Genomic DNA, 12,652 nt, shown 5'->3' with positions numbered 1-12,652 from the left:
CGATCGTGTCGCAGGCCTCGTGGTAGCAGGGATCGAGGTCCTTGCCCGCCACCCCGCCGTAGGCCTGCGCCTGGGCCTGGGTCTTCCTCTTCTCATCGCCGGTGAACAGCCCGCCGCCGGGAATGCCGGCCGAGAGGAAGGCATCGTAGTCCGAGCCGCCGTCAAAGGGCGTGGTCTCGGCCGGCAGCGCGTTCTCCTGGAAGTAGCGGAAGAAGACGTCCTCGATCGCCTTGGACCCGGCCGGGCCGGCGTGGCCGAAGTCCGTCCCGTCCCCGTCATGGACCGAGCGGACCCCGTTGGGCGAGGCCACCATGTCCACGTTCAGGTTCGCCGCGGTCTGGCCGATCTCGGCCGCGCTGAGCTCGTCGACGTAGTGCTGGGACCCGTACAGGCCGTCCTCCTCACCGCCCCAGAACGCGAACCGGACCCGGTTAACCGGCGCGATCCCGGCCTCCTTCATCCACCGCGCGGTCTCCAGGACCGCCGCGACCCCGCTGCCGTTGTCATCAATGCCCGGCCCCTCCCGCACGGAGTCCAGATGCGCGCCCACCACCACGGTATGCCCGGCATTGCCCCCGGTGTCGGCCAGGATGTTGAAGGACTCCACCGTCTTGCCGCGCCGGCCGTCCTCCTTGAACGTGAAGCTCTGCCGCACCGGTGCGTACCCGGCCGCGCGGAGCTGTTCCTCGACGTACCGGGCCGACTCCTCATACCCCGGGGTCCCCGAGGCCCGGTTCCCGCCGTTGGCATCGGCCACCCGCTGCAGCGCCTGCAGGTGCCCCACCATGTCCCGGGACTTGAACGCCGCCAGCACCGTGCGCGCATCCACCGTGCTCGCCGGCGCCAGCTGCGGGGCCTCAGCACTGGGACTGGCGGACTCGGCGGGTGCGGCGGATTGGCTCGTCCCGCCGCCGGATTTGCTCGTGGCGCCACCGGACGGCGTGCCAGATGGTGTGCCACCGGACGGAATGCCGGCCGAGGGGATGCCAGCCGCGACCCCGGAGGTACAGGCCGACGTCGAGAGCAGGACCAGGGCGAGGAGCGGGGGAAGTACGTGCTTGCGGAGAGTGATCATGCTGGGAGCCCATCACTAGTCGGTACAAGTTCGCTTGCTCCGGCTCGATCGTTCAGGACGCTCGCCACTGACGCTCCAGTAAGTCGCGGCCACCATCGCCCGGCAAATACTCCTATCAGGTCGAACCATTGTCGGTCGTCCCGCTGTATCCGCGATAGCGCCTAGCTGTGAATTTGCTGTGCAAATCGTGCCCCGGGTAAACCGGGGGCCGGGGAGTGTCCCCAGCTCAAATTCCCGAGTTTCTTAAAGCAATACAACTGTTGACTAGTGAGCAACTTCACAGTTACAGTTGCGAAACCGAAAAGCCGCCGGCCGGCGGATTCGAGATCTCCTCGTGGAATGGATGGCGCGCGCGAACCGCGGCCGTCACTTCTTCTTCTCACTTCACGTTTCTCCTCACTTCACTGCGCCACACGCAATCACACGCACCGCACCCCGCCACGCCCGCAATCCTGCACGCCTTCTTTTGGCGTGCCCGCGTACATGAGAGGCACTTCCCCCATGACAGCATTCCGTTCCACTCCTTTTGACCGCAGGCAGCTCCTCAAAGCGGCAGCGCTGACGCCATTTGCGGGTCTGGCGCTCTCCGGCTGCGCGGCGAAGCCCCCCGAAAGTGCCGCCGCCAACAAGACGGTGACGGTCACGTCCTATGGTGGCTCGTACAACGACCAGCTGACCCAGACCATCCTGGACCCGTTCTCCAAGCAGTCGGGGATCCAGACGACGCTGCTGGCCAACACCTCCCTGGCCGCGCTCAAGGCCCAGGTCCAGTCCGGCGACGTCCAGTGGGACCTCGTGGAAATCACGGCGCCGGAGTATGAGGTGGCCGTGGCCGAGGGGCTGCTGGAGAAGTTCGACTACGACATCATCAGCGACAAGGGCCTGCCCGGATACGCGAAGGCTGAATACGGCATCAAGTACCTGAGCTTCCTGTTTGTCATGGCGTGGGACCAGAAGGTCATTTCCGACGCGCAGGCCCCGAAGGACTGGGCCCAATTCTTCGACCAGGGCAAGTACAACACCAAGCGCTCGGTGTACAACCAGCTCTCGGACAGCTCCGTCCTGGAAGCCGCGCTGCTGGCCGACGGTGTCCCGTTCGACAAGATCTACCCGCTCGACGTCGACCGGGCGCTGAGGGTCCTGGGCCAGCACCCGGGCAAGGACCGGCTGCTGTACCACGCCGCCAACCAGGAGCCCATCCAGCAGCTCACCTCCGGCGAGGTCTCGCTCTCCACCAGCTTCAACAACCGCATCAACGCAGCCCGCAACGACGGCGCCAAGCTGAACTTCTCCGCCGAAAACGCTGTCCTCGCCGGCGACTACTTCGTGGTTCCGAAGGGCGCCAAGAACAAGGAAGCGGCCTTCAAGCTGATGAACTTCATGTCCAACGATGCCGAGGCCGGCGCGGCGTTTGACAAGGTCACCAACCTGACCCTGGCCAACACCCCGGCGCTGTCCAAGCTGCCGAAGGAAATCGCCGACACGCTTCCCACCAGCCCCCGGCTCGCGGACAAGATCCTGGTCCGCGACGACAAGTGGTGGTCGCAGAACCTGAAGAAGACCGAGCAGCAGTTCAAGCTCTGGCAGGCCAGCTGACATGAGCAACGCAACTCTCGAGCGGCCCCGGCCGCGGGGCCGCGGCGCGCCTGCCTCCGCTGAGGCAGCACCCCGACGGCGGCACAGCGGCTGGTGGCTGCTGCTGGCCCCGATCCTTGCCTTCGACGTCGTGCTGTTCCTGACGCCGCTGGGCAATCTGGTCGGCGCAAGCTTCGCCGACAACGCCTACCAGCGGGTCCTTGAGGATCCGCTGGTAGTGCGGGCGCTGGTCAACACCCTGACCATCAGCCTGGCCAGCACCATTGTCACTGTGGTGCTGGGCTACATCATCGCCATGGTCCTGTGGCGGGCCGGCAATGTCACCCGGGTGATCCTGTTCGCCGTCGTCCTCCTGCCGTTCTGGACCGGCATCCTGGTGAAGAACTTCGCCTGGGCGGTCCTGCTCCAGGACAACGGCATTGTGAACGCCTTCCTGCAGGGAATCGGGCTGACAGGTGCGCCGATCCCGTTGCTGCACAACCGGTTCGCCGTGATCGTCGGCATGGTGCACTGCCTCCTGCCGTACGCGGTGTTCCCGATCTTCTCCTCGCTGACATCGATCGATGACCGGCTGGGGCTCGCGGCCCGCTCGCTTGGCGCGCGGGAAGGATCCGTCTTCCGCAGGATCACGCTGCCGCTGAGCATGCCTGGCATTTCCGCGGCCGGGCTGCTGGTCTTCATCATCAGCACAGGCTTCTTCATCACCCCGGTGGTGATGGGCGGCCCCGGCGACATGATGATCGCCAACCAGATCGACTACTACGCCCGACAGCTCACGGACTTCTCCGGGGCCGCTGCGCTGGCCGTCATCCTGACGGTCATGGTCAGCATCCTCGTGGCCGTCTACCAGCGCGTCCTCAAGGCAGGAGGCCAACATGAAGACAACTAATCCGCAGCACCGCCTGCTGGCGCTTCTTTCCATCCCGGCCTTCCTCTTCCTCGTCATTCCGACGGCGATTGTGGTGCCGGTCGCGCTGAACGACAGCCGCTACATCACCTTCCCGCCGGAGGGCATCTCCTTCGCCGCCGTGGCCGGATTCTTCGCCGACCGGGCCTGGACCTCCGCCCTGACGGCCAGCCTGCAGTCGGCGGCGATCGCCGTCGTGATCGGTGTGCTGCTGGGCGCCACCGCGGCGATCGGCCTGCACGGGCGCAAGTTTCCCGGCCAGCCCGCCGTGGTGGGCCTGATCCTCGCGCCGATGATCGTGCCGACCGTGGTGCTGGCGCTGGCGTTCTACCAGTTCTTCATCTCGATCGGCATGGTGGGCAGCATCGTCCCCATCGGCCTGGCGCACGCCGTGATCGCGACCCCCTATGTGTACCTGACCACCCGCGCCAGCCTCGCCGGGCTCAACCCGGCCCTGGTCCGGTCGGCGCAGAGCCTCGGGGCCGGACCGCTCTCCGTCCTGCGGCACGTGTATCTGCCCATCATCCTGCCCGGCCTGATCTCCGGGGCGCTCTTCGCGTTCTCAGTCTCCATCGATGAGACGGTGATGTCCCTGTTCATGCAGTCCCCGGGGGCCACCACCTTGCCGGTGAAGATGTTCACGGATATCCAGTTCAACCTGACCCCGAAGATCGCGGTGTCCTCCGCCCTGCTGGTCAGCGTCGCCACCATCGGGCTGCTGCTCCAGGTCTTGTTTGTCCTCAAGCGCCGCTCTTCAACCCGGATGCTGCCGCTGGCCGTGTCCGCACAAACGTAAGGAAAGTCCATGACCGCATCAGTGATTTCCGCGGGGCCTATTCCCGGCACGGGCCGGGCCGCCCAGGGCGCCATTGAACTCCGCCAGGTCAGCAAGCACTACGGCGACGTCGTTGCCGTGGACGAACTGGACCTGACGGTCCAGCCCGGGGAGTTCGTGACCCTCCTGGGCCCAAGCGGCTCCGGCAAGACGACCACCATGATGATGGTGGCGGGGTTTGAAGAGCATACCGGCGGAGCCATCCTCATTGACGGCAAACCCGTGGACACGCTGCCGCCCCGGGACCGCAATCTTGGTGTGGTGTTTCAGAACTACGCCCTGTTCCCGCACATGAGCGCGCTGGAAAACGTGGAGTTTGCGCTGCGCATGAGGAAGGTGCCGCGCGCGGAACGGCGCCAACGCGCCGAGGAAGCCCTCGACCGCGTGGGACTGGGCAAGATGGGCGGGCGCAAGCCGCGCCAGCTCTCCGGCGGACAGCAGCAGCGGGTGGCGCTGGCCCGGGCCCTGGTCTTCAACCCGGCGGCCCTGCTGCTGGATGAGCCGATGGCAGCCCTGGACAAGCGCCTTCGCGAGCAGATGCAGGAGGAGATCAAGACCCTGCAGAAGGGCCTGGGCATCTCCGTGCTGTTCGTGACGCACGACCAGGACGAGGCCATGGCCATGTCGGACCGGATCGTGGTGATGCGGGACGGGAAGATCGTGCAGTCCGGGCCGCCGGAGGAGGTGTACAACCACCCCATGACCGACTGGGTGGCCAGCTTCCTGGGCGACACGAACCTCATCCCGTGCACGATCGTGGAGCGCAACGGCGAGGAAGCCGTGGTGGACCTCGGCGGACTCGGGATGGCAAAGGTCCGGGACCGCGGCGCAAACGGTGAAAACTATGCCGTCTCCATCCGCCCGGAGCACCTCAAATTCAGGACACGGGTCTCGGCGGGCAACGGATGCGCCGCGACCCTGGTGTCCTCCACGAATCTCGGCGCCACGGTCCGCCACCGCCTCACGGCCGGCGGCCACGACCTCCAGCTCCGTGAGCTGAGCTCCGACAGTGTCGCCGGGATCCGGCCGGACGAGGAACTCTGGGTGGGCTGGGACGCGGACAAGGCCCAGCTGCTGGTCCTGGAGTCCTGACCGCGGGACATGCCCTCCCCTGGCCCCCAGGGATGGACATATGCCCACTATGTCCATCCCTGGGCCGCGCCGGGGGACACGTCCGTTCCTGAGAGGGGACATGTCCATTTGAGCCCGTTCTGAGACGGGGTCATGTCCGTTCGAGCCCGTTCCGGAAGGGGGACATGTCCACTGGAGGCAGGCCGCGTGGGGCATGCCCGTGGCCGGTCAGCAACGCGGAACGCAGCCATCGTATGCGGTCCGCCACGCGCACCGGGCCCCAAACCCCTGGCTTGTCAGGACCGGCCCTACAATGGTCTCGATGATGCCAGGACATATAGCAGCTGCTGACGGAAAGAACGTGCTGAGCATCAGCGCGGGCATCATCACATCCGTCTGGCAGCCGGGCACGTTTGTTGATGTCGACGATGCCAGGGACGCGATGCTGGCCGTAGCGCAGATCAGCGGCGGAATACCGATGCCGATGCTCTCCGAAATGACGGACGTGGAGATCAGCGCGGCCGCCAGATACGAGTTCGCCCAGACGACAGGGGTTCTGGCGATTGCCGTGCTTGGATCCAGCACAGTGGATCGTGTGATCGCGGCGGCCATGAGCCGGCACACCCGCTACCCCCACGAATTCTTCACTTCCCGGGACGACGCCATGGCCTGGCTGAACAACTTCACCGCCAGCGGCCACTCCGGTGGATACACGGACGGCATTTCCGCCCTGGCGTGACAGCGCCGGTCTGCCCCGGTCAGGCCTTGTCTACCGTAAACGCCGCCCCGGCCTCCTTGACCTGCCGGTTGGTCGCGGCCCAGCTGGCCAGCAGCCTCAGCGCATCTTCCGACGCGGAGCCGGGCTCGGCGTTGTAGACCAGCAGGGACAGCCCGGCGTCGGCGGAGACGTCCATTGCCTCGTACATCAGGTGGAGGTCCCCGACCACCGGGTGGTGCAGGTGCTTGAGCCCGGTGTAGTGCTGGCGGACATTATGCGCCGCCCACAGGGTCCGGAATTCCTCGCTCCGAGTCGATAGTTCCCCGACCAGGTCGGTCAGCCCGCGGTCGTAGGGGTCCCGGCCGGCCTCGGTGCGCAGGATCGCGACGGTGTCGCTCGCCGCACGGTCCCAGTCCGGGTAGAAGCTGCGCGACCGCGCGTCCAGGAAGATGAACCGGGCATGGTTGGCCGGGCGGGCCGGACCCGCATACATGTCCGAATACAGGGCATGGCCCAGGGGGTTGGCCGCAAGGACGTCCATGCGTCCGTTCCGCACAAAGGCGGGCGCGTTGGCGATGGCGTTCAGCGTCAGCTGAACGCTGCGCCGGACGGACTCCGCGGGACGGGGACGACGGCGGATCCGGCTGCCCGGCGCCGCTGCCCGGGCCAGATCGAAGAGGTGGGCCCGTTCGGCGTCGTCGAGTTGCAGGGCCCTTGCCACAGCGTCCAGGACTCCCTCCGAAACGCCGGACAGGTTTCCCCGCTCCAGCCTCGTGTAGTACTCGACGCTGACGCCGGCCAGCATGGCGACTTCCCCGCGGCGGAGTCCGGGTACCCGGCGTTTCCCGCCGTACACCGGCAGTCCCGATTCCTCGGGGGTGATCTTGGCCCGGCGCGAGGCAAGGAACTCGCGGGTCGCCTCTCGATTATCCATGCCATCAACGTTAGGCCTTTGGGCTCCCTGAGGGAGGCCCTGCCAGTACCCCTATCAGCAGGGACTCCCTCACGGCTGCGTTACCGGGTTTGATGGATGGTGTTCCGTTGAACAGCCCCCAACGATCAACAAGCAGGAGATTCATTGCTTACCGTCAACGCTTACGCATCACCGTCCGCGACCGAACCGCTCGCCCTCACCACCATCGAGCGCCGCGACGTGGGACCGCACGATGTCCTGATCGAGATCAAGTACGCCGGGATCTGCCATTCCGATATCCACACCGTCCGCGGCGACTGGGGACCGCAGACCTATCCGCTGGTTCCCGGCCACGAAATTGCCGGCATTGTCACCGAGGTCGGCACGGCCGTGACCAAGCACGCTGTCGGCGACCGGGTCGGCGTCGGCTGCATGGTCAATTCCTGCGGCGAGTGCGTCAACTGCCAGGCCGGCGAGGAACAGTACTGCCTCGCCGGGAACACCGGCACCTACGGCGCCGTCGACCGTGACGGCACCATCACGCAGGGCGGCTACTCCACCCACGTCGTTGTGACCGAAGATTTCGTGGTCACCATTCCCGAGGGCATCGAGCTCGACGTCGCCGCGCCGCTGCTGTGCGCCGGCATCACCACCTACTCGCCGCTGAACCACTGGGGCGCGGGTCCCGGCAAGAAGGTCGCGGTCGTCGGACTGGGCGGACTGGGCCACATGGCCGTCAAGATCGCGCACGCCATGGGCGCCGAGGTCACCGTCCTGTCGCAGTCGCTGAAGAAGCAGGAAGACGGCCTGAAGCTTGGCGCCGACCACTACTACGCCACGAGCGACGAGAACACCTTCACGGACCTTGCCGGCACCTTTGATCTGATCATCAACACCGTCAGCGCCGCGATCGACATCAGCTCCTACCTCCAGCTGCTGACCCTCGACGGTGCACTGGTCAACGTCGGCGCGCCCGCGGAACCGCTCCCGGTGAACGCGTTCGCCCTGATCATGGGGCGCCGTTCCTTCGCCGGCTCGATGATCGGCGGCATCCGCGAAACCCAGGAAATGCTCAACTTCTGTGCCGAGCACGGCCTGGGCGCAGAAATCGAGGTCATTCCGGCCGCGAAGATCAACGACGCCTACGAGCGTGTCCTGGCCTCCGACGTCCGCTACCGCTTCGTGATTGACACCGCCACCCTGAACTAAGGCGCCGCACGAAGAACCCTGGGGCGGGGCGGACGCGGCCTCCCGTCGCGCATGCGCGTCAACGCGGTGCACTTTGCCCCGTGCGCCCGCACGGCCTGACACTCGCACGCCGTCGGGCAGACCCTGCACGTCACCGAAGGTGTCGGCCTGGTCCAGGCCCGCGGCGGCGAAGTGACAGAGATCCGCCCCGGCGACACGATTTACACGCCGCCGGGCGAATGGCACTGGCACGGCGCCGCGCCGGACCATTTCATGACCCACCTCGCGATGTGGGAAGCGCCCGCGGAGGGCGCGGAGTCTGAGTGGGGCGACCTCGTGACCGACGAGGAATACAACGCCGCCAAGTAGCACAACCGCGCGGCAGTTAGCGCGGTTGCGCTAAAACATCCGGCGCTGCCGGTGCGGGGCCAGCCTGGGGGACTGGCCCGCACCGGCATGCCGGGCACCGCGTGGGCTATTGCCCCGGGCACCGCGTGGGCTATTGCCCCGGGGCCCGGTACGACGGCGTCTTCCTGGCTGCCGCGTCGAGATCCTCCGCTGACATGAGCGGTTTCAGGTGCAGGTTCACGGCGCCGGTGGAATTGATCATCAGCGACAGGGCGACGGCGTTGGCCTGGTCGGGGATATCGAAAACTCCGACGACGTCGGTCTCCCCGAAGGCGTAGTAGAAGCTTTCCAGTGAGCCGTCCACCGACTTCAGGGCTTCGACGACCGCATCACGCCGTTTGGTGCCGCCCTCACGCATGAGTCCCTTGATTCCGTCGCCAACGTAGTTCGCTTCGAACAGATATTTGCTCATCGTTTTTCCTATCCTGTGTTCGCCCAGGACAACGGCATCCGAACGTGTGCCCGCTCCCAACGATGGAAGGTCCGAGGCTGGCCCCAGAGTGGGGGTCTGCCCACATGCTAGGCCTTCCACTGCACCCTTACAACGGTTCACTTGCGGCCACAACCGGGCTCCGGGCGGTCCGGCACTACCGCGGGCCGGAGGACAGGAACATAATCGGCGTATCAACCCGTACGGACAATGGAGGCGATCGACGTGTCTGTCTATACGCTCGGAATCTGGCTGGTGCATCCCGGCCGCGAGAACGATTTTGTGCAGGCCTGGCGGGATCTGGCCAGGAAGACAAAGGAAGACTTTCCCAACGCCAAAGCCGTGCTGATGCACGATCGCGACGTCAAGAACCGGTTCATCAGCACCGGCCCGTGGGAGTCTCTCGAACAGATTGAGCAGTGGCGGGATTCTGCCCTGTTCAAGCAGGGCCTCGAGGCAATGAAGGACATGCTGGAGCATTTCGAGGCGCGCACCCTGGACGAGGCCGCGAGCATCGGGTGGGATGCGACCGATATGTGAATTTACCGGGAACCGGGCCGCCGCCGGCCGCGCGGCGCTCGTTCCCGCCGGCTAAGCGGACTGCAGCGCCTCAAGTACGGCGGCCAACAGGACATCGTTCCGGCCCCAGACGGGATCGAAGATTTCCACGTACCAGGCATCGGACAGGACCAGGGCCAAGGTCTCGTTGGTCTCGGCTGCCCAGTCTCTGAGCTGGTCCTCCCCAACGGGCCCCTCGCTGCTGCCGAGCAAGGTCGCGACGTCCTCGTCCTGTACGGTCACCGGGATGGAGACGCTGCTCGCCTCACCGGGGTCGTGGACGACCGTCACCAGGCCGGTCCGTGCGGACAGGGCCAGGAGTGCCGAAGCCGCCTCCGGTCCGCAGAAGGCCGTTACGTAGGCGCGTTGCGCGAGGCCTCCGGCCTGAAGGCCCGGCTGCGATTCCTTGGTGAAGAGCCCGTTGCGGTTCAGCCGGGCGAGCTCTCCGGCGATGGCCGCGGTCTCCTCGTCGAACCCGGGCGCGAAGACTCCCGGCTGGTACTGGCTGTTGCCCTCCAGCCAACGGGCGGTCAGTTCGCCGGCCGCCGGGATGGTGGAGGCCTGCCGCCAGACTTCGCGGTCCGCGAGAAGCCGGCCGAAGCTGTCCCGTTCCGTCGTGAACCTGGCCTCTGACATTTAGGCCTCCTGTGCTGCGGGGTGCGGGGTGGACTGCGCCGTGAGATGTGGGGTGGGGTGCGTCTGCGGGGCATGGTGCTGCAGGAGGACGGACAACCGTTCGCAGCTGATCCGCAGCGCCTCCAGTTCACGCCTGCTGTAGTCCTCGATGATCGCACGGATCCGCTCGGTGAGGTGCTCGTCGTCGACCTCGAACTCGTGGTTCAGCGTGACCACGGAGAGCCCGTCCGCCGGCCGGATCTCCCAGTCGCCGCCGAGCTCCCGGAACGGCGGCTCGAGGTCCAGCTGGTGGAACTGGGCGCGGTGGCTGGCGGGGTCAAACACGCGCCAGCAGTGGCTTGAACTGAGTGAGCCGTTGGAGACCACGGACGTGCGCAGCTCGTGGCCGGCGTCGTCGCCGCTGACGCGCTCCGAGTACACCGTCAGGCCGTCGAGGTAGGTCCAGTGTGAGGCGTCGCGCAGCATGCTGAAGACAAGGTCCGCCGGGGCGTTGATGCCGAGCCGGTGCGTGGTCCGGTGCGTTTGCTGGTGCGTGCCCACTGACAAGTTCACCCCTCCTGTGTCGTGCTGTCACCTTGCAGGTCTTCTATGCAGGCTAGGCCAGTTGCGGCCTGCCGGGAACAATTCCGTCCCGTCGCGTCATGCAGGGCAATCTTCGGTAACACAGGGCGTCCGCAGGGAGCGTCCGCGGACGCCGGATGAACGGGTATTACCGCCTGTATCCCTTGGTTTCACCCGGTTTCACGGCGCTTTGACCGGCTCTTCCTGGCCCCGGATAGTTGCTCGCACCAGCACCATTTCAGTCCACTCTCAAGGGGAGAACATGTCCAGTCTTTCGTTTAAATCAGGCGCCGCGGTCGCGTTGGCGGCCACCACTGTCCTGGGTCTGGCGGCCTGCTCCGATCCCGGCGCCGCAGCTGCCGGCGGCCCGTCGGCGGCGCCGTCGTCGTCCACCGGTGTGAAGCAGTTCAACCTCTCGCCGCAGCAGGACCGGGTCAAGGCCACGGTGGATGCCGCGGCCGCCGCGCTCGTCCCGGAGGCCATCAAGAAGGACGGGAAGCTGACGGTGGCGGTGAGCCCGTTCGCGGCGCCGCTGGCCGTCTACGCCACCGACAACAAGACGCCGGTGGGCAATGAGGTGGATATCGCCGTCGCTCTGGCCGAGTCCCTGGGCCTGGAGGCAGACATTGTCCCGACGGCCTGGGCCGACTGGCCGCTCGGCGTCGACTCCGGCAAGTACGAGGCTGTGCTGTCCAACGTCACCGTCACGGAGGAGCGCAAGCTCAAGTTCGACTTCGCCAGCTACCGTGAAGACAAGCTCGGCTTCTACGCCAAGGCGGACAGCAGCGTCACCAAGGTCGAATCGGCCCCGGACGTCGCCGGCAAGCGCGTGATCGTCGGTTCCGGCACCAACCAGGAGGCAATCCTGCTGCGCTGGGATGAGGAGAACAAGAAAAACGGCCTCAAGCCCGTGGAGTTCCAGTATTACGACGACGACTCCGCCTCCCAGCTCGCCATCCAGTCCGGACGGGCGGACCTCACGTTCGGCCCCAATGCCACAGCAGCCTACAAGGCGGCCACGGACACCAAGACCAAGCTCGTGGGCCTGGTCGACGGCGGCTGGCCGCTGAAGGCCAGCATCGCCGTCACCACCAAGAAGGACAACGGGTTTGCCGCAGCGGCCCAGGCCGGCCTGAACCACCTGATCCAGGACGGAAGCTACGCCAAGATCCTGGACCGCTGGGGGTTGTCCGCGGAAGCCGTCGCGAAGTCGGAGCTGAACCCGGCGGGCCTGCCGAAGAAGTAGCCCGCCTCCTGAAACGCCACTACCTGAAACGTCGATTGCTCCGTAACTGCCCTTCTGGGGGGTGAAAACGGCGGCTACGGAGCAATCGATGGTGCGGGACAGAAGGAATCCCCGCCGGAACATCTCCGGCGGGGATTCTTTGTGTCTGGCAGGTGCTGCCGCAGGCTTCGTGATGGATGGCTGGTGCTGCCGCAGGCTTCGTGCTGCCTGCCTGGTCCAGCATGCCTGTACGGTCGATTGCTCCGTAACTGCCCTTCTAGGTGTACTGAGCCATCAGGTTGGTGACACCCGGGTGGTGGGTGTGGTTCCGATGCCGGTGTGGATTCGTTCAGTGTTGTAGTGCTGGAGCCAGGGCGCAAGTGCGGCTTGGCGGTGGGTGCTGCTTGTGAAGGCCTGCCGGTAGGCCCATTCGGTTTGCAGGGTCCGGTTGAAGCGTTCGGCTTTGCCGTTGGTCCAGGGGCAGTGGGGCTTGATGAAGCGCTGAACGGCTCCGAGGTCCGTGACGGCCTG

The 12,652-nt window shown here is 66.2% G+C and carries 14 protein-coding genes and 1 pseudogene; 9 read left to right on the top strand and 6 right to left on the bottom strand.

The genetic code is table 11. From position 1 onward, the window contains the following. Positions 1–1,075 (bottom strand): M20/M25/M40 family metallo-hydrolase (locus tag B5X90_RS20650; protein ID WP_256860369.1); only part of this gene is annotated, 1,075 nt, incomplete at its 3' end. A gap of 501 nt (positions 1,076–1,576) precedes the next feature. Between B5X90_RS20650 and B5X90_RS20645 the strand changes: the two genes are divergently transcribed. From B5X90_RS20645 to B5X90_RS20625, 5 genes are all read left to right on the top strand, one after another. Continuing rightward, a complete protein-coding gene (locus B5X90_RS20645) occupies positions 1,577–2,671 on the top strand; it encodes an extracellular solute-binding protein (RefSeq protein ID WP_179129258.1) in 1,095 nt (364 codons plus the stop codon). A gap of 1 nt (position 2,672) precedes the next feature. Continuing rightward, positions 2,673–3,560: an ABC transporter permease gene (locus B5X90_RS20640; protein ID WP_079555754.1), complete on the top strand. Its 888-nt coding sequence runs from the start codon at positions 2,673–2,675 to the stop codon at positions 3,558–3,560. Next, the gene (locus B5X90_RS20635) at positions 3,547–4,374 is read left to right on the top strand and encodes an ABC transporter permease (RefSeq protein ID WP_026539571.1); all 828 of its coding nucleotides are present in this window, start codon (positions 3,547–3,549) and stop codon (positions 4,372–4,374) included. Before B5X90_RS20640 ends, B5X90_RS20635 begins: the two co-directional genes overlap by 14 nt. 9 nt (positions 4,375–4,383) lie before the next feature. Next, positions 4,384–5,505: an ABC transporter ATP-binding protein gene (locus tag B5X90_RS20630; RefSeq protein WP_079555753.1), complete on the top strand. Its 1,122-nt coding sequence runs from the start codon at positions 4,384–4,386 to the stop codon at positions 5,503–5,505. A gap of 301 nt (positions 5,506–5,806) precedes the next feature. Continuing rightward, a complete protein-coding gene (locus B5X90_RS20625; RefSeq protein WP_179129256.1) occupies positions 5,807–6,223 on the top strand; it encodes a DUF7793 family protein in 417 nt (138 codons plus the stop codon). A 19-nt stretch (positions 6,224–6,242) separates the two neighbouring features. Here the strand turns inward: B5X90_RS20625 and B5X90_RS20620 are convergent, their stop codons facing one another. Beyond that, positions 6,243–7,136, bottom strand: a complete 894-nt coding sequence (locus B5X90_RS20620) for a helix-turn-helix transcriptional regulator (protein WP_079555751.1) — start codon at positions 7,134–7,136, stop codon at positions 6,243–6,245. A gap of 144 nt (positions 7,137–7,280) precedes the next feature. Here B5X90_RS20620 and B5X90_RS20615 point away from each other — a divergent pair, with 144 nt between their 5' ends. Beyond that, positions 7,281–8,324: an NAD(P)-dependent alcohol dehydrogenase gene (locus B5X90_RS20615; RefSeq protein WP_079555750.1), complete on the top strand. Its 1,044-nt coding sequence runs from the start codon at positions 7,281–7,283 to the stop codon at positions 8,322–8,324. A gap of 111 nt (positions 8,325–8,435) precedes the next feature. Next, a pseudogene (locus B5X90_RS20610) lies at positions 8,436–8,672 on the top strand (cupin domain-containing protein); the annotation flags it as partial. A gap of 130 nt (positions 8,673–8,802) precedes the next feature. Here B5X90_RS20610 and B5X90_RS20605 read toward each other — a convergent pair. Beyond that, positions 8,803–9,123 (bottom strand): GYD domain-containing protein, encoded by a 321-nt coding sequence (locus B5X90_RS20605; protein ID WP_079555749.1) that lies wholly within the window; start codon positions 9,121–9,123, stop codon positions 8,803–8,805. 228 nt (positions 9,124–9,351) lie between these two features. On the opposite strand from B5X90_RS20605, the gene B5X90_RS20600 reads away from it, so the two are divergent. Beyond that, complete coding sequence (locus B5X90_RS20600) at positions 9,352–9,681, top strand: antibiotic biosynthesis monooxygenase family protein (RefSeq protein ID WP_028275943.1); 330 nt, start codon at positions 9,352–9,354, stop codon at positions 9,679–9,681. Between the two features lie 51 nt (positions 9,682–9,732). Here the strand turns inward: B5X90_RS20600 and B5X90_RS20595 are convergent, their stop codons facing one another. Together B5X90_RS20595 and B5X90_RS20590 are read right to left on the bottom strand one after the other, a co-directional pair. Next, entirely contained in the window at positions 9,733–10,335 is a 603-nt protein-coding gene (locus B5X90_RS20595) for a DUF6919 domain-containing protein (protein WP_079555748.1), read from the bottom strand. Continuing rightward, the gene (locus B5X90_RS20590; protein ID WP_256860368.1) at positions 10,336–10,887 is read right to left on the bottom strand and encodes an SRPBCC family protein; all 552 of its coding nucleotides are present in this window, start codon (positions 10,885–10,887) and stop codon (positions 10,336–10,338) included. It lies immediately after the preceding gene. 271 nt (positions 10,888–11,158) lie between these two features. Here B5X90_RS20590 and B5X90_RS20585 point away from each other — a divergent pair, with 271 nt between their 5' ends. Next, positions 11,159–12,142, top strand: coding sequence for an ABC transporter substrate-binding protein (locus B5X90_RS20585; RefSeq protein WP_079555747.1), 984 nt, complete (start codon positions 11,159–11,161; stop codon positions 12,140–12,142). Positions 12,143–12,415: 273 nt separating this feature from the next. On the opposite strand, the gene B5X90_RS20580 is transcribed toward B5X90_RS20585, so the two are convergent. After that, on the bottom strand, positions 12,416–12,652 hold a 237-nt coding region (locus tag B5X90_RS20580), incomplete at its 5' end, for an integrase core domain-containing protein (RefSeq protein WP_143264858.1).

Origin of the sequence: Arthrobacter sp. 49Tsu3.1M3, from assembly GCF_900168135.1 — a bacterium.
Lineage (GTDB): Bacteria > Actinomycetota > Actinomycetes > Actinomycetales > Micrococcaceae > Arthrobacter.
Note: the sequence above shows the minus strand (reverse complement) of the source record. Positions and strands in the feature narration are given on the sequence as shown.

What these genes read in the sequence shown, in the direction of transcription:
- B5X90_RS20605 (WP_079555749.1), bottom strand. Translation starts at nt 9,123, where the DNA reads ATGAGCAAATATCTGTTCGAAGCGAACTACGTTGGCGACGGAATCAAG.
- B5X90_RS20645 (WP_179129258.1), top strand. Translation starts at nt 1,577, where the DNA reads ATGACAGCATTCCGTTCCACTCCTTTTGACCGCAGGCAGCTCCTCAAA.
- B5X90_RS20585 (WP_079555747.1), top strand. Translation starts at nt 11,159, where the DNA reads ATGTCCAGTCTTTCGTTTAAATCAGGCGCCGCGGTCGCGTTGGCGGCC.
- B5X90_RS20630 (WP_079555753.1), top strand. Translation starts at nt 4,384, where the DNA reads ATGACCGCATCAGTGATTTCCGCGGGGCCTATTCCCGGCACGGGCCGG.
- B5X90_RS20595 (WP_079555748.1), bottom strand. Translation starts at nt 10,335, where the DNA reads ATGTCAGAGGCCAGGTTCACGACGGAACGGGACAGCTTCGGCCGGCTT.
- B5X90_RS20620 (WP_079555751.1), bottom strand. Translation starts at nt 7,136, where the DNA reads ATGGATAATCGAGAGGCGACCCGCGAGTTCCTTGCCTCGCGCCGGGCC.
- B5X90_RS20600 (WP_028275943.1), top strand. Translation starts at nt 9,352, where the DNA reads ATGGAGGCGATCGACGTGTCTGTCTATACGCTCGGAATCTGGCTGGTG.
- B5X90_RS20625 (WP_179129256.1), top strand. Translation starts at nt 5,807, where the DNA reads ATGATGCCAGGACATATAGCAGCTGCTGACGGAAAGAACGTGCTGAGC.
- B5X90_RS20640 (WP_079555754.1), top strand. Translation starts at nt 2,673, where the DNA reads ATGAGCAACGCAACTCTCGAGCGGCCCCGGCCGCGGGGCCGCGGCGCG.
- B5X90_RS20635 (WP_026539571.1), top strand. Translation starts at nt 3,547, where the DNA reads ATGAAGACAACTAATCCGCAGCACCGCCTGCTGGCGCTTCTTTCCATC.